General features: G+C 68.7%; 22 protein-coding genes. 11 read left to right on the top strand and 11 right to left on the bottom strand.

Features of this window, described 5'->3' with window-relative positions; all coding sequences use genetic code 11:
* Positions 1 to 16 precede the first annotated feature (16 nt).
* The 7 genes from cydC to ACTMS2_RS01230 all read right to left on the bottom strand — a co-directional run bounded on the left by cydC (position 17) and on the right by ACTMS2_RS01230 (position 7850).
* Positions 17 to 1762 carry a thiol reductant ABC exporter subunit CydC gene (gene cydC / locus ACTMS2_RS01260; RefSeq protein WP_441173665.1) on the bottom strand — a complete coding sequence of 582 codons (1746 nt, stop codon included), beginning with the start codon at positions 1760 to 1762 and terminating at the stop codon, positions 17 to 19.
* On the bottom strand, positions 1759 to 3483 hold the full coding sequence (locus ACTMS2_RS01255) for an ABC transporter ATP-binding protein/permease (RefSeq protein ID WP_441173664.1): 1725 nt from the start codon (positions 3481 to 3483) through the stop codon (positions 1759 to 1761). Before ACTMS2_RS01255 ends, cydC begins: the two co-directional genes overlap by 4 nt.
* Positions 3480 to 4277: an ABC transporter ATP-binding protein gene (locus ACTMS2_RS01250; RefSeq protein WP_441173663.1), complete on the bottom strand. Its 798-nt coding sequence runs from the start codon at positions 4275 to 4277 to the stop codon at positions 3480 to 3482. Before ACTMS2_RS01250 ends, ACTMS2_RS01255 begins: the two co-directional genes overlap by 4 nt.
* Complete coding sequence (locus ACTMS2_RS01245) at positions 4274 to 5248, bottom strand: FecCD family ABC transporter permease (RefSeq protein WP_441173662.1); 975 nt, start codon at positions 5246 to 5248, stop codon at positions 4274 to 4276. Before ACTMS2_RS01245 ends, ACTMS2_RS01250 begins: the two co-directional genes overlap by 4 nt.
* Entirely contained in the window at positions 5245 to 6237 is a 993-nt protein-coding gene (locus ACTMS2_RS01240) for a FecCD family ABC transporter permease (protein WP_441173661.1), read from the bottom strand. Before ACTMS2_RS01240 ends, ACTMS2_RS01245 begins: the two co-directional genes overlap by 4 nt.
* Positions 6234 to 7214 carry an ABC transporter substrate-binding protein gene (locus ACTMS2_RS01235; protein ID WP_441173660.1) on the bottom strand — a complete coding sequence of 327 codons (981 nt, stop codon included), beginning with the start codon at positions 7212 to 7214 and terminating at the stop codon, positions 6234 to 6236. The genes ACTMS2_RS01240 and ACTMS2_RS01235 overlap by 4 nt, the downstream gene beginning before the upstream one ends.
* Before the next feature lie 177 nt (positions 7215 to 7391).
* Complete coding sequence (locus tag ACTMS2_RS01230) at positions 7392 to 7850, bottom strand: VOC family protein (protein ID WP_441173658.1); 459 nt, start codon at positions 7848 to 7850, stop codon at positions 7392 to 7394.
* A 108-nt stretch (positions 7851 to 7958) separates the two neighbouring features.
* Here ACTMS2_RS01230 and ACTMS2_RS01225 point away from each other — a divergent pair, with 108 nt between their 5' ends.
* The 3 genes from ACTMS2_RS01225 to ACTMS2_RS01215 all read left to right on the top strand — a co-directional run bounded on the left by ACTMS2_RS01225 (position 7959) and on the right by ACTMS2_RS01215 (position 9861).
* The gene (locus ACTMS2_RS01225; protein WP_441173656.1) at positions 7959 to 8945 is read left to right on the top strand and encodes a helix-turn-helix transcriptional regulator; all 987 of its coding nucleotides are present in this window, start codon (positions 7959 to 7961) and stop codon (positions 8943 to 8945) included.
* Between the two features lie 290 nt (positions 8946 to 9235).
* Positions 9236 to 9490 carry a type II toxin-antitoxin system Phd/YefM family antitoxin gene (locus ACTMS2_RS01220; RefSeq protein WP_132405220.1) on the top strand — a complete coding sequence of 85 codons (255 nt, stop codon included), beginning with the start codon at positions 9236 to 9238 and terminating at the stop codon, positions 9488 to 9490.
* Positions 9487 to 9861, top strand: a complete 375-nt coding sequence (locus tag ACTMS2_RS01215) for a type II toxin-antitoxin system VapC family toxin (RefSeq protein WP_441173655.1) — start codon at positions 9487 to 9489, stop codon at positions 9859 to 9861. Before ACTMS2_RS01220 ends, ACTMS2_RS01215 begins: the two co-directional genes overlap by 4 nt.
* Positions 9862 to 10181: 320 nt before the next feature.
* On the opposite strand, the gene ACTMS2_RS01210 is transcribed toward ACTMS2_RS01215, so the two are convergent.
* Both ACTMS2_RS01210 and ACTMS2_RS01205 read right to left on the bottom strand, forming a co-directional pair.
* The gene (locus tag ACTMS2_RS01210) at positions 10182 to 10355 is read right to left on the bottom strand and encodes a hypothetical protein (protein WP_441173654.1); all 174 of its coding nucleotides are present in this window, start codon (positions 10353 to 10355) and stop codon (positions 10182 to 10184) included.
* Positions 10352 to 10570, bottom strand: coding sequence for a flavin reductase (locus tag ACTMS2_RS01205; RefSeq protein ID WP_441173653.1), 219 nt, complete (start codon positions 10568 to 10570; stop codon positions 10352 to 10354). The genes ACTMS2_RS01210 and ACTMS2_RS01205 overlap by 4 nt, the downstream gene beginning before the upstream one ends.
* Before the next feature lie 484 nt (positions 10571 to 11054).
* On the opposite strand from ACTMS2_RS01205, the gene ACTMS2_RS01200 reads away from it, so the two are divergent.
* Together ACTMS2_RS01200 and ACTMS2_RS01195 are read left to right on the top strand one after the other, a co-directional pair.
* A complete protein-coding gene (locus ACTMS2_RS01200) occupies positions 11055 to 11279 on the top strand; it encodes a winged helix-turn-helix domain-containing protein (protein WP_441173652.1) in 225 nt (74 codons plus the stop codon).
* 395 nt (positions 11280 to 11674) lie between these two features.
* Positions 11675 to 12124 carry a hypothetical protein gene (locus tag ACTMS2_RS01195; protein WP_441173651.1) on the top strand — a complete coding sequence of 150 codons (450 nt, stop codon included), beginning with the start codon at positions 11675 to 11677 and terminating at the stop codon, positions 12122 to 12124.
* A 2-nt stretch (positions 12125 to 12126) separates the two neighbouring features.
* On the opposite strand, the gene ACTMS2_RS01190 is transcribed toward ACTMS2_RS01195, so the two are convergent.
* On the bottom strand, positions 12127 to 13056 hold the full coding sequence (locus tag ACTMS2_RS01190) for a hypothetical protein (protein ID WP_441173650.1): 930 nt from the start codon (positions 13054 to 13056) through the stop codon (positions 12127 to 12129).
* A 937-nt stretch (positions 13057 to 13993) separates the two neighbouring features.
* Between ACTMS2_RS01190 and trxA the strand changes: the two genes are divergently transcribed.
* The 3 genes from trxA to ACTMS2_RS01175 all read left to right on the top strand — a co-directional run bounded on the left by trxA (position 13994) and on the right by ACTMS2_RS01175 (position 18587).
* Complete coding sequence (gene trxA, locus ACTMS2_RS01185) at positions 13994 to 14362, top strand: thioredoxin (protein ID WP_441173649.1); 369 nt, start codon at positions 13994 to 13996, stop codon at positions 14360 to 14362.
* A gap of 531 nt (positions 14363 to 14893) precedes the next feature.
* The gene (locus ACTMS2_RS01180) at positions 14894 to 17578 is read left to right on the top strand and encodes a DEAD/DEAH box helicase family protein (protein ID WP_441173648.1); all 2685 of its coding nucleotides are present in this window, start codon (positions 14894 to 14896) and stop codon (positions 17576 to 17578) included.
* 136 nt (positions 17579 to 17714) lie between these two features.
* Complete coding sequence (locus ACTMS2_RS01175) at positions 17715 to 18587, top strand: DNA-methyltransferase (protein WP_441173647.1); 873 nt, start codon at positions 17715 to 17717, stop codon at positions 18585 to 18587.
* A 646-nt stretch (positions 18588 to 19233) separates the two neighbouring features.
* Here ACTMS2_RS01175 and ACTMS2_RS01170 read toward each other — a convergent pair.
* Positions 19234 to 19998, bottom strand: coding sequence for a DUF6928 family protein (locus ACTMS2_RS01170; RefSeq protein WP_441173646.1), 765 nt, complete (start codon positions 19996 to 19998; stop codon positions 19234 to 19236).
* A 655-nt stretch (positions 19999 to 20653) separates the two neighbouring features.
* On the opposite strand from ACTMS2_RS01170, the gene ACTMS2_RS01165 reads away from it, so the two are divergent.
* From ACTMS2_RS01165 to ACTMS2_RS01155, 3 genes are read left to right on the top strand one after another with little or no spacing between them, the layout of a single operon-like run.
* Positions 20654 to 22222 (top strand): replication initiator, encoded by a 1569-nt coding sequence (locus ACTMS2_RS01165; RefSeq protein ID WP_441174072.1) that lies wholly within the window; start codon positions 20654 to 20656, stop codon positions 22220 to 22222.
* Complete coding sequence (locus ACTMS2_RS01160; RefSeq protein ID WP_113973362.1) at positions 22219 to 22416, top strand: excisionase family DNA-binding protein; 198 nt, start codon at positions 22219 to 22221, stop codon at positions 22414 to 22416. Before ACTMS2_RS01165 ends, ACTMS2_RS01160 begins: the two co-directional genes overlap by 4 nt.
* Positions 22416 to 23636, top strand: coding sequence for a tyrosine-type recombinase/integrase (locus ACTMS2_RS01155; RefSeq protein WP_441173645.1), 1221 nt, complete (start codon positions 22416 to 22418; stop codon positions 23634 to 23636). Before ACTMS2_RS01160 ends, ACTMS2_RS01155 begins: the two co-directional genes overlap by 1 nt.
* The last annotated feature ends 84 nt before the right edge of the window (positions 23637 to 23720 follow it).

Raw genomic sequence — 23720 nt, 5'->3', positions numbered from 1 at the left:
CCGTCTGAGCTACGGCTCAGCCTCCCCCGCCCCGGACCGCAGCGGCGAGTGCTCCCCGGCTGCGAAGCTGCTCAGGGGCGTCGTCGGCGACGACCCGCCCGCCGTCGAGGACGACGACCCGGTCGGCGCGCATGATGGTGGCGAGGCGGTGGGCGATCACCAGGGTGGCCCGGCCGTCTCCGGTGGACTCCAGGGCGGCGGCCAGGTCCGCCTCGGTCGCGGCGTCCAGGTTGGCGGCGGCCTCGTCGAGGACGAGCACCCGTGCGCCGGTGATCAGGGCCCGGGCGACGGCGACCCGGGCCCGTTGACCGCCGGACAGTGCCGCCCCCCGCTCGCCGGCCGGCGTGTCCGGACCGGCCGGTAGCGCGTCGAGGAACGGTGTGAGCTGGGCGGCGCCGGCTGCGGCACGAACCTCCGTGTCGGTGGCGTCCGGTCGGCCCAACCGGATGTTGTCGGCGATCGAGCCGGGGAACAGGTGGACGTCCTGCGGCACCACGGTGACCGTGCGCCGCAGGTCGGCGTCGCCGAGGTCGCGCAGGTCCACGCCGCCGACGGTGATCTGTCCGGCGCTCGGGTCGTGGTGGCGCAGCAGCAGGTGCGCACACGTGGACTTGCCCACCCCGGAGGCGCCCACCAGCGCGACCGTCTCACCGGGCCGAACGGTGAACGACACGCCCCGCAGCACCGGCCGGTCCGGCAGGTACCCGAAGTGCACGTCGTCGAAGACCACGTCGCCGCTCGTGGGTGCGGGTACGGGTCGAGCCGGTGCCGGGACCGGCGAGGGTGCCTGGAGCAGGGCGTCGATCCGGTCGGCTGCGGCGCGCAGGGTGCCGGCCTCCTTGAGCAGGAGGGCCAGTTGACTGGCCGGGCCGAGGACCGCCCCGGCGAGGACCAGCGCCACCGGGCCGGCGGCGACGTCGAGCCGCCCCGCGCGTACGCCGTCGAGAACCACCAGCACCGCGCCGATGCCGGCGGCGGCGACCAGCGCGTCGATCAGCGCGGTCTCCAGGCCGGCGCGGGCGGCGTTGCGCCGCTGGACCCGCCCGAGCCGCCGGGTACGGGCGGCGAGGTGGGCGCGGCGCCGCTCCAGCGCTCCGAAGACGGTCAGCTCGCGCAGGCCGTGCACGGTGTCGACGATGTCGGCGGTCAGTTCGGCGGTGGCGACGCGAACCTGGGCGCCGTGCCGGTCGGCGTGCCGGCGCAGCAGCCAGGGGGTCACTGCGATCAGAGCCGCGGCGGGCAGCACCACAGCGGGTAGCCAGGGGTCGATCCAGGCCGCCAGCGCGGTGCCCGCGGTGAGGACGACGGTGGCGGTGAGCAGTTGCGCGATGGTGTGCGCGAACAGCCACTCCAGGGTCTCGATGTCGGACAGCGCGACGGTCGCCAGGTCGCCGGAGCGACGTCCGCCGAGGCCGCCGGGGGCGATCCGGGTGATGGCGTCGTAGACCCGGGTGCGCAGGTCGGCGAGGATGCGGTAGGCGAGGTCGTGGGAGACGTACATCTCCCACCAGGTCGCCACGGTGACGATCGCGACCAACGCGCCGAGGACCGCCGTGACCACACCGACCGGGGTGGGGACCCCTGCCACGGCCCGACCCACCAGGGTGGCGCCGAGCACCGCCGCGGCCAGCCCGGCGAGCTGCCCGAGGAGATTCGCCGCCAGGGTGCCCCGGAACGCGCGGGGATGCCCGGCGATCGCCGGCAGCAGCCGGCGCAGCGCCCCGGCACGTCGACCGTCGGTCGGCCGGTCCGGCGCGGTCATCCGGCCGCCTCCTGCGCGGCGACCAGGTCGGCGTACGCGGGGCAGGACGCCAGCAGGTGCTCGTGGCGGCCCGTGGCGACGACCCGGCCGCGTTCCAGCAGCACGATCCGGTCGGCGTGCCGCACCGCGTCGAGCCGGTGGGCGATGATCAGGCAGGTCTTCCCCCGGGCGGCCGTGGCCAGGGCGTCGAGGATCTCGGTCTCCTGCCGTACGTCGACGGCGGAGGTCGCCTCGTCGAGGATGAGCACCGGCGTGTCGGCGAGCAGCGCCCGGGCGATGGCCAGCCGTTGCCGTTGCCCACCGGAGAGGGACCCGCCGCGTTCGCCGACCTGGCTCGCGTACCCCTGCGGCAGCGCCCGGATGAAGTCGTGCGCGCCGGCGGCGCGGGCGGCGGCCACCAGGTCCGCGTCCGTGGCGTCCGGGCGGGCCAACCGCAGGTTGTCCGCCACCGAACCGTGGAACAGGTACGTCTCCTGGGCGACCACGGTGACCGCGCGGCGCAGCGCCTCCCGAGTGAGATCGCGCAGGTCGGTCCCGTCGACGGTGATGCGACCGGCGTCCGGATCCAGGTGCCGCAGCAGCAGGTTGGCCAGGGTGGACTTGCCGGCGCCGGAACGGCCGACGACCGCGACGGTCTCACCGGGGCCCAGCCGCAGGGTCACGTCCCGTAGCGCCGGTTCGGGCCGGCCGGAGTAGTGGTGGCCGACCGCGTCGAAGACCACGGCCGGTACGTGGTCGAACCGGCGGTCCACCTCTCCCCGGTGCACGACGCCGGCCGGGGCGTGGAGCAGCTCGCTCAGGCCGTCGACCGCGGTGACGCCGAGGTAGCCGGCGTGCCAGTGCGCGCCCAGGTCGCGTACGGGCCGGAAGCACTCCACCGAGACGAGCAGCACCAGGAACACGGCAGCCGCGTCGGCCCGCCCGGCGTACGCGGCGACCGCCGCGGCCACGGCCGCGGCGGCGAGACCGGCCTGGATCAGCAGGGCGCTGACTCCGCTCTCGATCAGCGACAGGCGCAGCTGCGCCATGGTGGTGGTGTGCAGGTCGTGGGTGCGTCCCAGGATCCGGTCCCGCATCCGGTCGACCGCGCCGAACGCGCGCAGCGTCGCCGCGCCCTGGAGGGTGTCGAGGAAGTCGGCGGCGAGCGCGGTGAACGCCGCCCACCGGCCGCGCCCGCGACGTAGCAGGGTGGCGTCCCAGACACGGGGGACGGTCAGCACCAGCACCACGGCCGTGCCGAGCAGCGTGGCGGCGACCGGCTGCACGGTGGCGAGCCAGGCCACCAGGGCGGTCGGCACGGTGATGGTGACCAGCACCTGCGGCAGGTACCGGCGGTAGTAGGCGTCGAGCCCCTCCACGCCGTCGACGAGGGTGGCCTGGGTGCGGCCGGTGCGGGATCCGGCGAGCCACGCCGGGCCCAGCTCGGTGAGCCGGGCGACCAGCCGGTCGCGCAGCCGCGCCCGGATCCGGGCGCCGGCGGCGGCGCCGGCGACCTCGCGGCACCAGAGCAGCGCCGCCCGCACCACGATCACCCCGAGCGCGCAGGCCAGCAGGGTGGTGGCGGCGGCGAGGTCCCGCCGGGCCGTCGCCGCCAGCGCGCCGGCGACCAGCAGCGCCTGACCGACGTACGCGGCCGACACGGCCATGCCCAGCGCCGCGCACCCGACGACCGGTCCGGTGACGGCACCGGCCAGCCGGACCAGTTCCCGGTGGACGATCACCGGCCCGCCAACGGCTCGTCGGCCAGCGCGCGGACCGTGCCGGTGTGCGCGTCGGCGAGCACCCGCCCGCGTACGCCGAACACGTCGGCGAGCAGCGCCGGCGTGACCACCTCCGCCGGCGACCCGTCGGCGGCGACGCGGCCGCCGGCGAGCGCCACCACACGGTCGGTGAACCGGGCGGCGTGGTCCAGCTCGTGCAGCACGGTCACCACGGTCAGACCCCGCTCGGCGTGCAGCCGGCGTACCAGCGACAGCACCTCCAACTGGTGGCGGACGTCGAGGAAGGTGGTCGGCTCGTCCAGCAGCAGCACCGGGGTGCGTTGGGCCAGGGCGAGCGCGAGCCGGACCCGCTGCCGCTCTCCGCCGCTGAGCGTGTCGACCTGCCGGTCGGCCAGCCCGGTCACGCCGGTCGCGGCGAGCGCGGCGGTCGCCTCGGCGTCCTCGGGCCGCCAGAGCATGCCCAGTGGCCCCCGGTGCGGGTAGCGGCCCTGCGCGACGAGCTGCCGGACGGTCAGCCCGGGTACCGGCGGCAACTGCTGGTGCAGGACCGCCACCTGCCGGGCGACGTCCCGCCGCCGCTGCCCGTACGCCGGGCGACCGTGCAGCAGCACCCGGCCGCTCTCGGGCTGGTCGGAACCGGTGAGCAGCCGCAGCAGGGTGGACTTGCCGCAGCCGTTGCGCCCGACGAGCGCGACGGACTCGCCGGCCCGGACGGTCAGCGACACCCCGTCGAGCACGGCCCGGTCGCGGTAGCGGTAGCGGGCCTGCTCGACGGTGAAGACCGGTGCGGTCACGACACCTCCACGTGCGGGGAACGACGGGCGACGACGACCAGCGCCGCCGCCCCGAGCAGGGCGGTGACCGCCCCGGCGGGCACCCCGAGCCGCTGCCCCGCCGACCCGGACTGCACCAGCACGGTCAGCGCCTGGGCCACCGCGTCCGCGCCGACGACCGTGATGGCCCCGAGCAGGGCGGCGGCGGGCAGCGCCCGGCGCAGGTCGGCTCCGCAGAGGGCGCGGGCGACGTGCGGGACGACCAGCCCGACGAAGGCCAGCGCGCCGGCCAGCGCGACCGCGCCGGCGGCCAGCGCCACCGCCAGGGCCAGGCCCAGGGCACGTACCGGCCGAGGCGACAGCCCGAGCGCGGCGGCATGCCCGTCACCGGCCGCCAGCATGCCCAGCCCGGCGGAGCACAGCCAGGCCAGCACCAGCGCCGTGGCCAGCCACGGCCAGGCGATGGACACATGCGCCCAGACCCGCCCGTCCACGGAGCCGACGAGCCAGCGCAGCGCGTTGCCGAACCGGCCCGGTTGGTACGCCAGCAGCAGCGTGGTGAGCCCGGCCAGGGCCGCCGAGCCGAGCAGCCCGTACGCCGCGACCTGTGCCGGGGAGCCGTCGCGGGCCAGCACCCACATCAGCGAGCCGCCGACGGCCCCGCCGAGCAGCGCCGCGACCAGCGCCCCGGCGGCCGAGTCGGCCGGAACCAGGCCGAGCTGGATGCCGCCGAGCACCCCCAGCACCGCACCGGGATTGACCCCGGCCAACTCCGGTGCGGCCAGCGGATTGCGCAGCACCGCCTGCAACAGCAGCCCGGCCGCGCCGAGCCCGGTGCCCGCGAGCAGCGCGGTGACCAGTCGGGGCAGCCGCAACTCGACGAGGATCCGCTGTTCCAACGGATCCAGCTGCGGCCAGTCGATGCCCCGCCCGACGGCGAGTTCGGCGGCCGCCGCGACGATCAGCGCCGCACCCGCCCACCACCACCTCACGACGCGCCCCGACGGCGGAGCAGGACCAGGCCGGACAGGATGCCGACGGCGGCGGTCCACGCACCCAACGGGGTCTCGGCCGGTGCGAACGCGTGCCGGGCGGCCAGGTCGGCGACGGTGGTGAACAGCGCGCCGAACGCCGCCGCCCAGGGCAGCAGGGCCCGGGCGTCCGCGTCCGGGCGTACCCGCCGGGCCACGTGCGGGGCGACGAACCCGATCCAGGCGATCGGACCGCACGGGCCGACGACCACGGCGACCAGGACGGCGGCGAGCCCGAGCACCGCGACGCGTGCCCGCCCGACGTGCAACCCGAGGGCGCCGGCCGCCTCGTCGCCGAGGCGCAGCACACCGAGCGCGGGCAGGATCGCCACGACCAGCGGCCCGCAGAGCAACAGCCACGGCAGAGTGAGCCGGGCATGGTCCCAGGTGATCCCGGTGAGGCTGCCCACCAGGTAACGGAAGAGCGTGTCGTACTGGAGCCGGTCGGCGGCGGCCATCACCGCCAGCAGCACCGCCTGCAACGCGGTCGACATCGCCGCGCCGATGAGCAGGACCGCACCGGGACCACGGCCGGTACCGGCCGCGGCCAGGCAGAGCGCCCCGCCGCCGAGGGCCCCGGCCAGGGCCACCACGGGCTGCGCCGCCGCCGGAACCGGAAGCGCCCACACCACCACCACGGCGGCGGCGAGCGCGCCGCCGGTGGAGACGCCGAGCAGCTCGGGTACGGCCAGCGGATTGCGCAGCGCGGCCTGCATGAGCAGCCCGGCCACCCCGACCGCCGCCCCGCCGAGCAACGCCAGCAGCAGCCGGGGCGTCCGCAGTTCCCAGAGCACCACCCGGGCGACCTCGGCATCGGCAGGCAGGGCAAGAGCAAGGGTCAGCAGGATCGCCGCCGCCAGGGTGGTCGGCAACGCGACCGCCGCCGGCCACCGAGGAACCGTCCGGGCCGGTGTGAGCGCCGCGCCGGTGGCCGTTGCCGGCGCCGTCACGCCGTGGCCTTGGCGACCGCCTCGTCGAGGATCAGGCCCAACGCCCGGGTGCCACGGCCCGACGCCCACAGTTCTGCGGGAACCTCGTGGGCGCGGCCCTCGCGTACCGCGGTGATCCGCTTCCACACCGGGTTCTCGGCGTACTGGGCGGTGACGGTCCTGGCGTCCGGGCCGAAGGTGAACGACTGGATGAACACGATGTCCGGGTCCCGCGTCAGGATCTCCTCCACGCTGTACGCCTGGGCGGTGTCGAAGCCCCCGCCCTTGCTCGGCCACGGGTAGTCGAAGACCTGGGAGAGCAGGTGACCGAGCAGGTCGTCGGAGGTGTTCACGCCGATCGACGTGCCCCCGTACATCGCCAGCGCGGTCGTCTTCCGCAGGCCGCGCTGGTCGGCGGCGGCCCGGGCCGCGGCGAGCCGGTCCCGGAACCTCTGCTCCGCACCCGCCTGTTGCGCGCCCCGGTCGGTGAGCGTGGCGATGTCGCGCAGGTAGCGCACCGAGTCCTCGTAGGTCTTCACCTCCACCAGCCACAGTGGCGCGAACTTCTCGATCGCGGGCCGCAGCTGGTCGTGTACGCCGGCCAGGCCGATGACCAGATCGGCCCGCGTGGCGGCGATCGACGCGACGTCCTCGTTGCCGAAGGTGCCGGGCAGCGCCGGCACCGCCGCACCGGCGGCACCGAGGTAGTCCGGGCGGGTGAGGAGCTTGGGTGTGGTCGTCGCCGCGGGGGTGAGGCCGAGTTCGACCAGGGCGTCGTCGCACAACCCCGTGAGGCAGACGATCCGCTCCGGCTTCGCCTTGAGCGTGACGGCGGCGCCCTTGACGTCGGTGACGCTGAGCCGGTGCGTGACCGGCTCGACGGGCGGCGCGGAAGGGACGTCCGGCGTGGTGGCGGGAGCGGGGTCGGCGCTGCCGCAGCCCGTCAGGACTGCTGCGGCGACGAGGAGGGCGGCGAGGGCGTTGCGATGACGTGTCACGGCCTGCACTTCCGATAGCGAGTTGACCGTCAGACGATAATGGTTTTCATTGCTGACGGGCAAGGCTGCTCGTGTGATCCGCCTGACGGGCGGACGCTGCGGCAGGGCCGGGCACGATCGCCGACGTCCGGGGCGGCCTGGAACGGCAGCCCCGGACGGGGATGGGCGCTCCGCGGGTCAGGCGGGGGTGACGTTGACCTGGAGGATCCAGGTGACGCCGAACCGGTCGGTGAGCATCCCGAAGCCGGGGGCGAACTGCGACGGACCGTACTTCTCGATGACCTCAGCGCCGTCGGCGAGCCTGTCCCACAGCGCGCTGACTTCTTCGGCGGTGTCGCCGCCGACGGCTACGAAGAACCGCTCACCGGTCAGCGTCATGCCGTTCTCGCGCGTGGTGGCGGTCGGCGCGGTCGTGGCCGGCGACTGGCCGGGTGCGTCGTACGCCATGATGCTGAAGCCGTTCTCGGCGGTGACCTGGCCGAAGACGACCTTGTCGGCGTCGGGTAGTTCCTTCGGCATTCCGAAGTCGCCGTATGCGACGACCGTCAGGTGCCCGCCGAACACGGACTGGTAGAACTCGAGCGCCCGACGGGCATCGCCACGGAAGTTCAGGTGCGTGGTGGCGGTGATGGCCATGGTGAAGACTCCGTAATCCAGGGGGTGGCCGGTGCTTCCGGCCGGGAGACCAACCCTCACCGCAGTAGGTGCCAGGATGTGACACCTACTGCGGGGAGAATCAGGTTCATGCCGAAGACGTCCGCCCGCCTGCTGACCCTGTTGTCGCTGTTGCAGGCCCGGCGGGACTGGCCCGGCACGCTGCTGGCCGACCGGCTCGGCATCAGCCTGCGCACCGTCCGCCGCGACGTCGACCGGCTGCGCGAACTCGGCTATCCGATCGCCGCGGTCAAGGGCCCGGACGGCGGCTACCGGCTCAGCGCCGGCACCGAGCTGCCGCCGCTGCTGTTCGACGACGAGCAGGCCGTGGCCCTGACCGTCGCCCTACAGATCGTCGCCACCACCTCGGGCGACGGCCTCGCCGAAGCCGCGGCCCGGGCGCTGACCACCGTCCGGCAGGTCATGCCCGCCCGGCTCCGAAACCGCATCGAGGCCCTGCGGGTCACCGCCGTCGAACGGCCGACCACCCGACCGACCGCACCGGTCGACGGCGACCTGCTGCTCGCGCTCAGTGCCGCCGCCCATGCCCGCGAGATCCTGCGCTTCGACTACGGCGCCACGGGCGCGGACACGCCTCCGCGCCGCGTCGAACCCCACCACGTCATCACCTGGGACGGACGCTGGTACCTCATCGCCTGGGACCTCGACCGCGACGACTGGCGTACCTTCCGCGCCGACCGGATCACCCTGCGCACCCCCAACGGGCCACGCTTCACCCCACGCGAACTCCCCGGCGGAGACGTCGCCACCTACCTCATCGGCACGTTCCGTGGAGCGGGCGACGGGGGCGGGTGGCCCTGCCAGGGCACGGTGATCCTCGACCTGCCCGCCACCACGGTCGCCCAGTACACCCGCGAAGGCATCCTCGAAGAGGTCGGCCCCGGCCGCTGCCGCCTCACCCTCGGTTCCTGGTCCTGGCCCAGCCTCGCGGCCACCATCGCCCGGTACGACGCCGACATCGAAGTCGTCGGCCCCGCCGAACTGACCGAGGCCTTCGCACACCTCGCCCGTAGGTTCACCAGAACCGCGGCGCTACCTCGGTCGGAAGGCTCGTGATCGTGAAATTGGCTGCGCGGCACGGTCGTGCGTGCCGTTGAGGTTGCCGGGCTGTCAGCCGCTGAACCGCTGAATCAACGCTACGAGGGCATAGTCCACCCCAACCCACGCAGCCACTTGCCCGGCGCGAAAGAACGCCGTACCGGCGAGGAGGAATCTGATTCTCGCCTGCTCAGCCTCGTCTGGGGTCGGCGATCTGCTATCGATGAGTTTGCCCAGCTCATCCGGTGCGCCGGTGACGATATCTGGTCGAGTTGGCTAAGCTGTTAGCTAAACGAGGAGGTCGAATGATGTCGGCTGAAGCCGTGCACTACAACATGCATGATGCCAAGACCCACCTGTCACGCATCATCGAACGGGTGGAACGTGGCGAAGAGATCATCATCGACCGCGCGGGCACTCCGGTGGCGAAGGTGGTGCCGCTGGTACGGCGGGCCAACCGCACCGCAGTCGGCTCCCTCGCCGGGCAACTGGACCTCTCGGGCGACTGGGATTCCCCTCAGACCAACGCCGAGATCGCCGCTGACTTCGGCATCGGCGCATGACCCTCCTGCTGGACACTCACGTCGCGCTCTGGGCCATCACCGGCGATGCGACCCTCGGCACCGAGTTCCTCGACCAGCTACGTCACGATCCAGACATCTCTCTCTCCCCGGTCAGTCTGTGGGAGATCACCATCAAGCAGAGCGTGGGAAAGCTTGCAGGACCCCCTGACCTCGCCGAGCGGGTAAGGGACATGGGCTTCCGTGAACTCCCGGTAACTCATGCCCACGCCATCGCCGCCGGCCGCCTGCCACCCCATCACCGCGATCCCTTCGACCGCATGCTCGTGGCACAGGCGATCACCGAGAACTTGACCCTGGCCACCCGCGACGCGTCGATAGCGTTGTACGACGTGGACGTCCTCAAGGTGTGACCGGACGAGGTCGTCCCGGCACGCCCGAGTACCCGTCGGAGAAATGCGTCGTCGCTCGCCCATCTGCACCGGGTGGGAGTCGGGCTCGGGCGGTGCGGTTACGGCCGGAACACCGGCATGGCCCGCGACCACCCGGATCCCGAACCCCTCCGTCCGGGCATCCGTTCAGGTGGGCCGCCAGGGACTCGAACCCTGAACCTATGGATTGCCGGCGAGCCGGCCTTCTGCGGCGTGGTTCGAGGTCATCCGGGCTGCTGGCGTGCTTCTCGGCCGGATTCGGCTGGCACGGTTGCTGTACTTCGCTGCTGTACTGCTGGCGCTCAGACGAGGCGCTGGATGCGGACCTTGGGCTGCTCGTTCCTGAGGTGGCCCTGCTTGTGTTGGCGGACCTGCTCGTCCCAGACCTCCTGGTCGTAGTCGGGGTCGGGTGGGATCCACTTGTGGGAGCCGTCGCTGTAGTGGAACTTCTCGTCGCCGCGTCGCAGGATGCTCATCGCGTCCAGCCGACGAATCGGTGGTGCAGGTTGCCGGCGGGGACATCAGCCAGGTCCTGGGCGGCGTCGACGAGCTGGGCGGCCAGATAGAGGGCCAGCGACACCGGGGCGCGGTCGTACTCCGCTCGTAGCTCGCGCCTTCGGGTCTGGCAGGGCCAGTCGGCACCGCATCCGCCGCATGCCCAAGCCGGTGTGACCGGGAGGTGCGTCGTCATTGCGGCGCATCCTGGCTCGGCCAGTGGCCGCGGTTGATCGGGATGGGATGACGGTTGCGGCAGGGTAGGTCGCTTCCGCAGCGGCAGATGCGCCGCCAGTACCGCCAGGACCAGACGGGCCGGTGTCGGCGGGCGAGGGTCAGCGCCGCCGCCAGGACGTACTCGTCGTAGGACACACGCCGCAGGCTGTTGTTCTGCCTCTGGTGGCAGCCGGCATCTCGCGCGGTACCTGCGGTCGAACCAGTTGCATCGTTCGGTCTGGTCATTCATGCCTCCCGCCGACGCTGGGGTCCCGTGGGCACCCGGTCAGCCGTTTCCGGAGACCGGGCACCCACGGCAGGACGACCCGGCCGCCAAGCTGGGTAGTCCCACGAGCAACTTAGGACGCAATGTGCGCAGGGTCAACAGCTGCGACACATAGCGTTGTAAGTCGAGCGGTAGGTGTGGTCTGCTTGCACCAGCCGCCAAGCTGGGAGCACCACCTATGTCTGAAGCTGCCTACCTACAGGTCGCCCGAGATATCCGCGAGCAGGTCAGCTCCGGCGAGTTGAAGCCGGGCGACAAGCTGCCCTCGTTCGCCGCCCTCTGCGAGCACTACAAGGTCAGCAACACAGTGATTCGCGCCGCCATGCTCGTGCTCAAGGCCGAAGGGCTGATCGACGGCCGGCAGGGTAAGGGCGTCTACGTCGCCAACACGCTTCCCCGGTAAGGGCGGTTGCCCACCGAGGCTCAACACCTCGCCTATCCGCTCTTTGTGGATCGTCCGACGTCGTCTGTCCGCGTTCGTGAACCTCGGGCGACTGTCCGCACGCCTCCGCCGACGGGCGCCCCTGCGCCGGTGCTGTCGACAGCTCCACCCGACCCAGACTGTCGTTCCAGCCCATGACCCTTGGGGTGTCGGTTCGTGCAGTTCCGCTGGAAGTAAGGGCCCCAGCTTCCCGACCTTCCATGCGATCCCCGGCACGGCTTCTGAGCTGCTGAAATGCCTTCCGTCGGTTTCCGGCATCTTCCGTCGTTACTCGCGCTCGGTTGTGCCGGATCTGTGCCCGGCCCTGCCGGAGGTGGCACTACGGGAGTGCCTGCTGGAGGCAGTACCGTCAGCGCGTGAACCCCTTGGTCAAGTGGAGCCCGACCAACATCGGCAACGATATTCATGGCGGCCAAGTGCCGATCTTCCCAGATGTTCTGCCAGGCTGGCGGCTTGTGCGGGAGTGGCGCGCTACGGTGCGCGCCTTCGCGGACCAGTGGGCGTCCTTGAGGACCGCGGACGGGGAGTTCTTCTCTGAGTATCCGGCGACGATGAACGGCTGTAGCAACCATCGCTTCCGCCTCCGGTGGCGAAGTATCGACGGAGTTCCTGTCCGGTTCGCTTGTGGGACCGTCGCAAGCGACGTGGGCACCCTCGTCGAGGAGGAGCTACCCGAGCCGACAGCGCAGGGATGGGCACAACTCCACGGCTGCGGATGGCCCCTGTGGCGGTACGTCTTGCAGAGGGACGGCAGCAACCTCGGCGATATCGTCGTCGAAATCCAGCACTGGGAAGCCGGGGTGTAGGGCTACTCGATGGGTACACCGGCTCTCTGCATGAGCTCCTTGGCGTAGCCCGTAAGCACCAATCCGAGGGCGCTGTTGCCGGCGCCTACGATGGTGTCCACGGTCCGCATGAGCATGGTTCTCACGATGTGTTTGTCCGGCTGGCTCCGCTGCAGCTCCCCTTCGATGACTTCCGCGTTGTGCTGCACGGCCGCCGCTTGCTCGCCTGACAGACCCAGGACAGGCAGCGCTTCTGTGATGGCCTGGATCAGGGCTGCGAGTTCATCGCTGGCGATGCCGGTTGTCGTGGCGGTCTGAGTGACGCGCTCGCTGGCCCAAGAGACGTTGCTACCGGACACCGGCCCGTGGAAGTGGGTGATGTTGGCGGGCTGTTCCTTCCCCCGGTTCACGTACGCGGCCACGTCTCCTCCTGCCTCGACACACTCCTGCCCTTTCCGGGTGAGCTGGGCCGTGAGTGGTCTGTCATTCGTTGGGTACCGGCGGACGAGAAGCCCTTCGGCATGAAGATGGTCGACCACGGTTCGGAAGAGTCGCCTCGGCAGGCGATCGCCTTCGAACATGGCGTAGTCGGTGGACTCGATGCGGTCTGTCTCGCACCAAAACTCACCATAGGGGTCTTTCTCATACAGCCATCGGAGAAGCCCGGTCGCGGCGGCGGCCCTGCGCCGAGCCGGATCGTCTCTCCGAGCACGACGGGCCTCCACGTCTGTCCGACCCGCATCGGTGATGAACGCTGATATTCCGTCGAACCCCATGCTCTCCGCCAGCCTGATGAGCCCTTCCTCGTCCAAGGCTCGGAGCGTGCCGCGCCACAGGTTCTGCGCCAGCTCGTCGGGCTCTTGTCCCAGGAACTCAACGATGCTTGCTACGTCGCCCGGATAGTCGTATAGCCAGTCGAGAAGCTGGGCTCGGCGTACCTGGCTGCTAGTCAAGACCCATCTCCTTTAGGCGCAAGGTTCGAAGACGCCCTTCAGGAGGGCGGGCGACATGACGAGCCTAATGGCTGCCGGGTTGGCGTCAGACCGCCGGAAGCGCCGCCAGTACAGGCCCACATCTAGCTCAGGCCTGACCCCAGCCCCACCTCCGGGCCGTCGGCGGTCGCCGTCGATCTACGCATTACGAGTCGGTGGCCCGGCGCTGGTCCACCGCTTGGTCCTCGTGCCCGACACGGTGTCCCGGTTCGCGATCGTCCGCTCATGCTCGCCGGTTTGGCTGCTCGTTTGGCTGCCCGGCGGGACCTTGACGCCTCGCTTACAAGCTCTGTGCACCCCGTCCGTACTTGTTCGGGGGCGGCTGCACGCTCGGAGCTTCGTCCAAGGCAGGGCTCGTCAGTCTGCTGCTGTCCGGCGCGGTTGCTGTCAGCGTTGCTGTCGACAGCCGCGCCGGTACTCGTGCTCGGTTGTGCCGGCTCTGTTCTGGTTGACCATGATGGACCGTTGGGCTTGTTCGGCGCGGTAAGTGCCTGGGCCCGGCGCATCGACTACTCGGTAGACGACCAGTAGCGACTGGTCGGGGAGCGAGCTGGTGAAACAGCACCCGGCGGACCCGGCATGTTCGACCGGCCACGCCCCGATGGCGCTACGAGCTGTTGCGGGTAGGCCCATGACCACCTCGCCGCTGCACGAGAAGGTAGTACTGGAGGACGTGCCTGGCGTAAGGTGCCGAACGGCCTTACGACCTCGCGCTGAAGCTCTGTTGCACCGCCCCCCCAGCCCGTTCACGGCTCCAGTAGCGGGGTATCCGCTAGACCAAGGTCGGCGTCCAGCAGCCGTGCCCTGGGTCTCACAGCAGCCTGTCCCTGCTCGGGGAATCTCTGGAAGGCTGGACAGGTTGACGTCTTGTAAGCGAAGCGGGCGATCGGAGAGTGCAATGGCAACGGTTGAGCTGACGACGGGCAACTTCGACGAGCTGACCGAGAAGGACGGCATGGTCCTCGTCGACTTCTGGGCCGACTGGTGCGGTCCCTGCAAGCGGTTCGCCCCGGTCTACGAGCGCTCGTCCGAGAAGCACCCGGACATCGTCTTCGGCAAGGTCGACACGGAGGCGCAGCAGGAGCTGGCCATCAAGTTCAACATCAGCTCAATCCCGACCATCATGGCGATCAAGGACGGCGTGATCGTGTTCGCGCAGCCGGGCGCCCTGCCGGAGTCCGCCTTGGAAAACCTGATCGAGCAGGTCGAGAAGCTCGACATGGACGAGGTGCGCAAGCAGATGGCCGAGCAGGGCCACAAGCACTGAGCAGACGCTAATCCGGCCGCGGCCGGGCCCCATCACTTGGGGCCCGGCCGTCGCTGTCTTCGGGCCGCAGATCATTCGGGTCACCGACTTGGACCAGCGAGTGATGGACGACGTGCTGGACGGGCAATGCAACGCTTCTACAGCTCGGATCCTGCTAGCCGGGCCGAACAGGCCGACAGCGTGCTGCATCGCGCTACTGCCCCGGCTACCCAGGGACGTTGATCAACCTAGTGATGGGTGGCCGGTGAGATCCGAGACCAGGAATCGCCTCCATATGGGCAATCCGGACGGACCGGTCCGCACGTGAGCCTTTCGGTCGATGCGACCCGCCCTCGCATTACGTACGCTCGACTCAATCGAGGTCGGGAACATGCCGGGAGGCGGCCATGTGATGCGAGAAGGACGCAGCTAGTCTCTGCCCTGGCCACATTTGCGCCTCAGCTCGGCGGGCCGATCCATAAACATCTCGACAACTAGAAAAGGCTCACGCGGGCGCTGGTCGCTTGCAGATTGAGTCGGGAGAAAGAGCGAGTGTCCCTCGACGAATACTATCGGCGGTTTGGATCAAGCTTCACGCAGCCATCCGAACGACTCTTTATTGACGAGCTTCTCTATCCGCTCCTTGGGGAGCAAATCAATGAGGTTGTACCCCAATACTCGTTCCTAGACCGAGCAGGGAAGCGGCGCAGGATCGATTTCGCATACCACGGCCCTCGCGAGCGCCTAGCGTTCGAGGTAGATGGGGAGACGTATCACGCCGAGGGCCTTATCCCTGCCTCAGAGTTTGATGATAGCCTGTTCAGGCAAAACGAAATTCTCGCCCAGGGCTACAGGCTCCTTAGGTTCTCCTACAGTCAGCTGCAATCACCGTATTGGCGGCCGCTCGTAGTCGACAGCTTGAAGGCACTATTCACTGCACACGCGCCAGAGCTTCTCCGAGCCACTACGGTCAACCCCAATCGTGTGCAGCTCGAAGCCTTGGAGGCCCTCGAATATTCCCGCACCGTACGAGGATGGGAAAAGGGCATAGTCGTCCTACCCACTGGTACGGGGAAGACAATCTTGTCTGCGCTAGACGCGAAGAGGTTCGGTGGACGCGTCCTGTTCGTTGTCCACCGCCTCGACATCCTCGCACAGAGCGTCGAAGCATATCGTCAGGTGTGGGGGAACCTTGATGAAGGAATCCTGACAGGCGAGGAGCGACGCAACCTGCATCGATGCGATGTGCTGTTCGCATCAAAAGACAGTCTGCGTAGAAGCGCGGAAATAGCGGAAATCGACCCTCGCGCCTTTGACTACATCGTTATCGACGAGGTACACCACGGCCAAAGCCCTTCCTACGAACCTTTGTTCCAATACTTCAAGCCCAGGTTTATGCTCGGCATGACCGCAACTCCTGAACGAGCCGACCGCAAGGACATCTTTGAACTTTTCGACTACAACAAAGTCTACGAGATTCCCTTGTCGGAGGCTATTGAGCGGGGTTACCTGGTTCCCTATACGTACGTCGGACTCACAGACGATATTGATTACAGCCGCATCAGGTATCAGAACCACCGCTACCGGGTAGACGATCTGGAACGTCTGCTGATCGTTCCGGAGCGGAATGATGCGATCCTGCAGAGCTACTTGGACGAAGGCTTGGGAGCCGGAGACAAGGCCATTGGCTTCTGCGTTTCAATTAAGCACGCAGATCGTATGGCCAACTTCTTCAGATCTCAAGGCGTTACCGCGGCGGCGATTCATTCGAATAGTGAGCAGCGTGACGAGTTAATTCAGGCTTTCCGTGACAACCGGATTCAAGTGGCCTTCACGGTGGACCTCTTCAATGAGGGCATCGACTTTGCTAACGTGCAAGTCCTGCTCTTTCTTCGGCCGACTGAGTCGAAAACGGTTTTCATGCAGCAACTGGGCCGCGGACTCAGGCTGTCCGCAGGCAAAGAGCGAGTGCGAGTTCTGGATTTCATCGGCAACTACAAGCGAGCAAACCAGATTCGCAAGTATCTCGCTAAGTCCGTCGAGCGTCGCGACGAGACGGGGGCAGACGGCCGCCGTCAGAAGAAGCTTGTATACCACTTTTCGCCCGGTTGCGTGGTTAAGTTCGACCCCGTCGTGGAGGAGATCCTCAACCAGCAGGATGCTGCCGAGTTCGCTGTGGACAGACAGGATCTCCGCGAAGCGTACTTCGCCTTGGCTGAGCAACTCAACCACAAGCCGTCGAAGTCAGAACTCGACAGCCAGGGGCAATTTTCCAGCCGCCTCTACGTACAGGCATGGGGGACCTGGCGCGACTTCCTCCGTGATGTCGGTGAGTACACCGAGGCCAGTTACCACTATCCGCAAGGTACTCACCTAGGGCACATCCTGTCCATTCTCTGGCACTTTGGACTGCCAAGTAGGGAGGGCACGGCCTTTGCCGATCGGTACATTCGGCTCCGTGGCGGGTTTGACCAAGATCGCCTCGGCACCTATCAAAGACAGTTAAAGTACAAGTTGCAGGCCGCAATGGAACTCGGCATTCTAGAAGACGATAGGTCTATACCTCCCCAGGAGGACCGGTCCCCTACTCTCACTCCGACTGGCCTCCAGCTCCGCCAAGCCCTACACAAAGATCTCGCTGCGCTCGACCTCGCCTTCAAGAGGGATGCGAGCGGGCTGCCGAGTTCCCGCATGGCAGAAGGCGAGGGAGTCTACAACCAGGCCATCCTGGCTGCCATACAGCGCGATGCATCGGCGGCGCGGGTGGTTCGCCATGTGTTGCTGAAAATGCCGGCAGTCCAACAAATGATGGCCTTCATCTACCAGATAGCCCGTGAGCCGGTGATTGAGAAGTCGATGATTTACTCTGACTTTTTCAATGCACCCTTTGTGCAAAGGTTCTGCGAACGAGAAGGTATTGAGCAGGCGACTCCCGAGGCGTCGCGCCGGCGTTGCCCTTTCCTGCTGAACGTCCTGGCCGCCTGCGGAATCCTTAGAAACTCTCGTTCAGAGGTCTTAGTCGATAAGCTCTTTATCACTCCGGCACTCGTGAAGTCTCATGAGTCGGAAGACCGGGCGGGCTCAGTCAGGCGATTGCGGGCACTGCAAGCTGCGTGGCCCGACAAGACTGCTACACTCTCGGACGAGGATTTGGTGATTCTGCGCGAGTTGTTCGGGCGTCGACTCCTTACGTCAGGCTACGCTTGGAACGACTTAGAAGTCGACGAGGAGCTCTAGAGGCATGCCGAATAGGTCTCATTTTAACAGCGGCCACATTGGGATGAACGCCCTGCGGAAGCAGGGTAAGGCGCATGGTTCAGAAGCAGCGATCGATCACGGTCGGCCAGACGTCACTCGCCATAGCGTTGTGACGATGGATTGCTTGGACCTTCTTAGTTCAATCCCTACCGGGTCGGTTCAGCTGATCGTCTGCGACCCGCCGTACAACATCCAGCTTGCGCATTGGGATGCACGCGCTGACTACCTGGATTGGGCGCGGAAATGGCTGTCAGAGGCAGAACGTGTACTGAGCAACAGCGGCAACCTTGTAATCTTCGGCGGTCTTCAGTACCAAGCGGAGGCCGGTAGCGGGGACCTGCTGACTCTGCTAGCTGACATGCGCACTCGAAGCGCCATGCGTCTTGTCAACCTGATCGTTTGGAATTATCCAAATGGAATGAGCGCTCACCGATTCTTCGCGAGTCGCCATGAAGAGATTGCCTGGTTCGGAAAGACCTCGAAGTATTTCTTTGACCTGGACGCTGTTCGTGAGCCCTTTGACGAGGAGACGAAGGCTCTGTACCTGCGAGACAAGCGGCTCCGACCGGAGAGCGTGGAGAAGGGCAGAAATCCGACCAACGTCTGGCGCGTGCCACGCCTCAACGGGAACGCCAAGGAGCGGGTGGGCCATCCGACACAGAAGCCGAAGGAGTTGGTGCGGCGGCTCGTGAAGTCGCTGTCATACCCTGGCTCGGTAGTGCTCGATTTCTTCGCTGGTAGCGCCGTCACAACCTTGGTATCAATTGAAGAGGGCCGTCATAGCATCTCGGGCGATGCCGATGAGTCGCTCCATGGCTATTTGAAGAAGCAACTGGAGAATGCGTCGTTGGGAACCCCCAACCTGTTCAGCGAGCTGGGTAGGTACGAGGTGACGGAGACGCTCGGCAGCGACCACCCAGTCTTTTCCGGCTCTGGTATCGAGAATGCCGTGGCGAGTTCTAAACGAGCCCGTCCCACGAACGACTGATGCCTGCGTGATTTCGTCGTTTTGTTGATCGCCGAACACGACCAGTGCCATCCCGTCTGCCATCGACCCGCCCACCTGGGGAGCGGGCCTCCGCCCGGCCCGCCACGTCAAGCGGACCTTGACACAGGTTCGGACGCTGGCGGGTCGGGCGGTGGTCTGCTCGGCTCGCCCGGGTCGCTGGCAGGCGGGATGGCCTACCGCAACCACCCACGGACCGCGCCCCGCCGACGCAGCCCCGGCCATCCTGGAGCCGGAGCGCCCCCGCCGGAGGCGCAGTAACCGCAACCCCGTGACCACCGCCAGCTCGCCGACGCGGCCGGCGTGCGCTGCCCTACGCCGCGCGAGACTCGTGGCCGCGCGGCCCGGCCGGCTGCCGGCTCACCCTTCACCGGTCAGCACCCCTGTCGTTCTGCGGCGGCCCCTTGGGCTTTCCGCTTTCCGCGCCAGCCGCCGGGCGTGTTGGGTGGCCGGAGTCGGAGCGCCAGCGGAGCGACGGACGCGCGCCCAGGCGGCGGCGCGTGCGGCCCGTTGCGGGCCGCCTTGATAGACGTATAGAAAGTCCTCCCACACCGGCGGCAGCCGGCCGGCAGCCGGCCTGCCCGGTCTCGGGGCCTGCGTGACACTCTCCCGATCGAGGGCCGGGCGATCACAAGCTGTCGAGGTTGACCTCGTGCATCGTGCCGTCCGGTCCCATCCGGAACCTCTGCGGCGGTCCAATGGTCCGTAGCACCTCCGCGTACAGGGCTTCACGCGCGGCCTGTTCCTCGCCGGTCGGGTCGGTCACGCGGAAGCCGTGCAGATGAACGGTTTCCGTGTCGATGTCGTCCGGGTCTGGATAGCCTTCGATGGCGAAGCCGAAGAGCGCGCGTAGCGCTTCCTCGCCCAGCTCAAGCGGATGAAACGGCAAGGGGTACGGGTCCTGGTTGGGCCAGCCAGGTACGGGTTCGACGGGATGCTCACCCGCCCAGTAGGGCAGCTCGAAGTCGTACGGCTTGCCGATGTTCTCGCGGATGCCGCCGCTATCAGGCGACAGGCTCAGCGATCTGATGAGCACGCCGTCCTCCCAGACTGCGAAGGCAAGTGAGTCGGAGACCGAGTGCATCCCGTGCATGATGATCCGCCTGCCCTCACCCGCTTGACGAAGGTGGTCCGGCAGCTCGGACGGGCGGTCGAGCACCAGCCGCCGGCTGCAATACAGCTCGGCACCGGACAGCACCGTGGCGTAGGTGACGTCATCTGGGGGGTAGGTGTCCTCAAACAACGTGCCGTCGTCGGCGGGCTCGACGGTGTAGCCCGGGTGGACCTGACGTACCAGCGCCTCGGTCTCGGCTCGCGCCGAGCGGGTTGCCCCAAGCAGCGCGGGACGGAGATCTCCATCGGCAAACGCCAGCAGGGCTGTCTTCGCGCCCACGTCGCTCCTCCAGGTCGGCTGCGGACAAGCGCCTGGACACTACCTGCCTGCAAGGTCTTCTAGTCGGACGTGTCAGCCACGTCCTGAGACTGATCTGACACGCGGATTATGAGGCCCGACAGGCCGGCAGCCGGCCGTCCCGCCATTGCCGCTGGGTCACGGTGGGTTGACGTGTCGGTACCCGGTGCTACTCTGGCGCTTGTCGAGCACGCCAGCGCGGCCCTCTGGCCAGACCGCTGGACTCGGCGTCGGAGATTCCGAGCGGCCTTCCCGCCGCTGATGCGGGCCAGGTCCCGCCGGCTCTCAATCGCACCGGCCGCTGTGCCGGTTCCCCGAATCCGCTGAGCGGCCCAGTACGGCGTCCCTGCCGTCCACGATGGCCCGGATTTGCTCACCTCCACGGGTGGGGGCAGCCTGCGGCAACCCGCCAAATGCCGACATCCCAGGCTCCCCACCCCGTGCCGGCCCTCATCACCGGGCCCACGAGCGCAAAGGACATGACCTATCGGCGGGAACTGGCATCACCAGCCAACCGCCCTCCGGCGTGAGCCGCCCTTCCGGCGGTGCCAGGAGACACGACGAACACCACCAGCGGACAAACGTCCACGGCTGGTGGTGCTTCGTCTTCCGTCCCTGCCACCCCGTGAGGAGAGTCGTGTCCACACCCCTCGACCTGTTCCGTCCCGGCGTTGCCAGCGGCCGTGACGCCCAAGCCCTGCACCGTGCCGCCATGCCTGAGTTCTCCGGCTGGCTGGAGCACACCCGCACCGCTGGCGGCTGCGCCCGCCCTGTTCGCCTCACCGGCACGATCGCCTCTGTCGATCGGCAGACCGGCCGGGTCTTGGGCGAGCAGCACACCGACGAGATGCCCGACGGGGCGCTCTACAAGGCGTGCGGCAACCGCCGTGAATCGCACTGCCCCGACTGCGCCTGGGTCTACCAGGGCGACGCCTACCAGGTCGTGCGCTGCGGCCTGACCGGAGGCAAAGGCGTCCCCGCCTCGGTCGGTCGGCACCCGGTCGTCTTCGCCACCTTCACCGCGCCGTCCTTCGGCCCGGTCCACCACCGCCACGTCCCCCGCCACACCTGCACCAACCGGCAGCGCTGCGACTGCCGTCCGGCTCCCTGCCGTGCCCGGAGCAGCGCCGGCACCTGCCGGCACGGGCAGCCGGCGGCGTGCTTCGCCCGTCACGACGCCGACGATCCGCGGCTTGGGCAGCCGCTGTGCCTGGACTGCTACGACCACGGCCACCAGGTCGTCTGGAACTACTTTTCGGGCGAGCTGTGGCGGCGCACCAAGCAGGCCATCGAACGGCACCTCGCCGCGCTGTGCCGCCGACGCGGCATCCCCTTCGCCCAGGTCATCACCGACTCCGGAAAGGTGCGCCGGCTGCCGCCGGTCCGGGTGTCGCACGGGAAGGTCGCCGAAATGCAGCGGCGGGCAGCCGTGCACTTCCACGTCCTACTGCGCCTCGACGGCGTCGACTCCGACGACCTGGACGCGCTCGTGCCGCCGCCGGCCGGCATCACCGCCGACGACCTGGAGGCAGCCGTCTACGCCGCCGCACGCCAAATCACCGTCACCACGCCCCCGCACCCCGACCAGCCACGGGGCTGGGCGGTCGCCTGGGGCGAGCAGGTCGACGTCCGGCGCATCAACAGCGCCAGCGGCGAACTCACCGACGGCAAGGTGGCCGCCTACCTGGCCAAGTACGCCACCAAGGCCACTGAAGCCACCGGCCACCAATCGACCCGACTCACCCCTGCCACGATCGACGACTACGCCGATCCGGAAGGTGACCACCTCGCCCGCCTGATCGACGCCTGCTGGCACCTCGGGCGGCTCACCAGCAGCGAAACACCCAGCGGCGCCGCAACGGCCGGCGACCGTCAAGGCAGCCTTGACACCAAACCGAACGCCTACGCCGGGCTGCGTCGCTGGGCGCACATGCTCGGCTTCGGCGGTCACTTCCTCACCAAGGCCCGCCGCTACTCCGTCACCTTCGGCCTGCTTCGGGATATCCGCGCGACCTTCCGCCGCGCCGAGGACGACGACCCCACCGACACCGTGACGGTTGGCGTTCTCACCTACGCCGGCTCCGGGTGGCTCACCGACGGCGATGCGCTCCTGGCCAACACCGCAGCCGCCCAGCGCCGGCAGGCCAGACGCATCGGCCGGGAAGAACTCGCCCACGAAGCCTGGCTCGTCGGGGCCGCCGCATGAGCAGAGACCTCACCCCGCGCTGGTACTCGCCCGCCGAGGTCGCCGTTCTGCTCGGTTTCGGCATCTCCAAGGTCAAGATGAAGATCGCCACTGGCGAGCTGCGCTCCATCAAGGACGGCAAGTACCGCCGCATCCTCCCCGAATGGGTCGACGACTACATCCGTGACCAGGTCGAGCGGCAGGAGGCGGCCTGATGCCGGGACGTAGTCGAGCCAACGGCGAAGGCTCCATCTTCCCGTACCGGAACGGCTTCGCCGCGTACGTCTGGGTCGAGAAGCCCGACGGCAAGCGGGGCCGGAAGTGGGTCTACGGCAAGACCCGCGAGGAGGTCCACGACAAGTGGATCAAGCTGCACGGCCAGGCCAAGACTGGCCCGGTGGCGACGCGCTCCCCGACCGTCGGTGAGTACGCCGGCTACTGGCTGCGCGAGATCGTCAAGCCGAACCTTGCCCCAGGCAGCTACGTCACCTACGAGGTGGTGGTCCGGCTCTACCTCGTGCCGGGACTGGGCCGGAAGCGCCTCGACAAGCTCCGGGTGAGCGACGTCCAGACGTGGATCAACGAGGTCGGGCGGACCTGCCAGTGCTGCGCCCAGGGCAAGGACGAGCGGCGCAAACCCGCCCAGCGTCGTTGCTGTGCCCTCGGCCGCTGCTGCCAGGATCGGCCGTCGCCAACGAGCGTCACCCATCTGCGGACCGTGCTCCGGACGCTGCTCTCCCATGCGATCACCGAAGGGCTGATCACCCGCAATGTCGCGTCCCTGGTGAAGCTGCCACCGGTACGCAAGCGCAAGCGGAAGGCATGGACGAGCGACGAGGCGCGGCGCTTCCTGGAGTCGGCCCGCGCCGACGACGATCCGCTCTACGCCGCGTACGTCCTGGTCCTGGTGCTCGGTCTGCGCAAGGGCGAGATGTTGGGGCTCACCTGGGCCGACGTCGACCTCGACGCGGGGGAGTTGACCATCGATCGGCAGCTCCAGCGGGTCGGTGCCGAACTGCTGCACCGGGAGACGAAGACGGCCGCCTCGGACGCCACCCTGCCGCTGCCGGACATCTGCACCGTGGTGCTCGACCGCCGCCGTGCCGCCCAGAACGCCGCCCGGGACGCCGCCGGCCCGGCCTGGCACCCCTCCGACCTGATCTTCACCACCCGTTACGGCCGTCCGGTCGAGCCGCGCAACTTCAACCGCTTCTGGGACCGGCGCTGCGACGCGGCCGGCGGCCGGCGCATCACCGTCCGGGACGCCCGGCGGACCTGCGCCTCGCTCCTGGCGGACCTGGACGTGCATCCCCGGGTGGCGATGCAGATCCTTCGGCACGCGCAGTTCGCCATCACCATGGAGATCTACACGGTGGTGTCGTCAGCGGCCACCCGCGACGCCCTCAAGCGGCTTGGCAGCGCGCTGGACCGGTGAACGGCCTACTGCTGTACTTCGCTGCTGTACCGGCCCTGATCGCGGCGTTCAAAAGCTCGGTCAGGGCCGGTGACCTGCGGAAAA

This window comes from Micromonospora sp. SD12 (assembly GCF_052068495.1).
In the GTDB taxonomy this organism is placed as follows: Bacteria; Actinomycetota; Actinomycetes; order Mycobacteriales; family Micromonosporaceae; genus Micromonospora; species Micromonospora echinofusca.
This window is presented reverse-complemented; position numbering and strand designations above follow the sequence as displayed.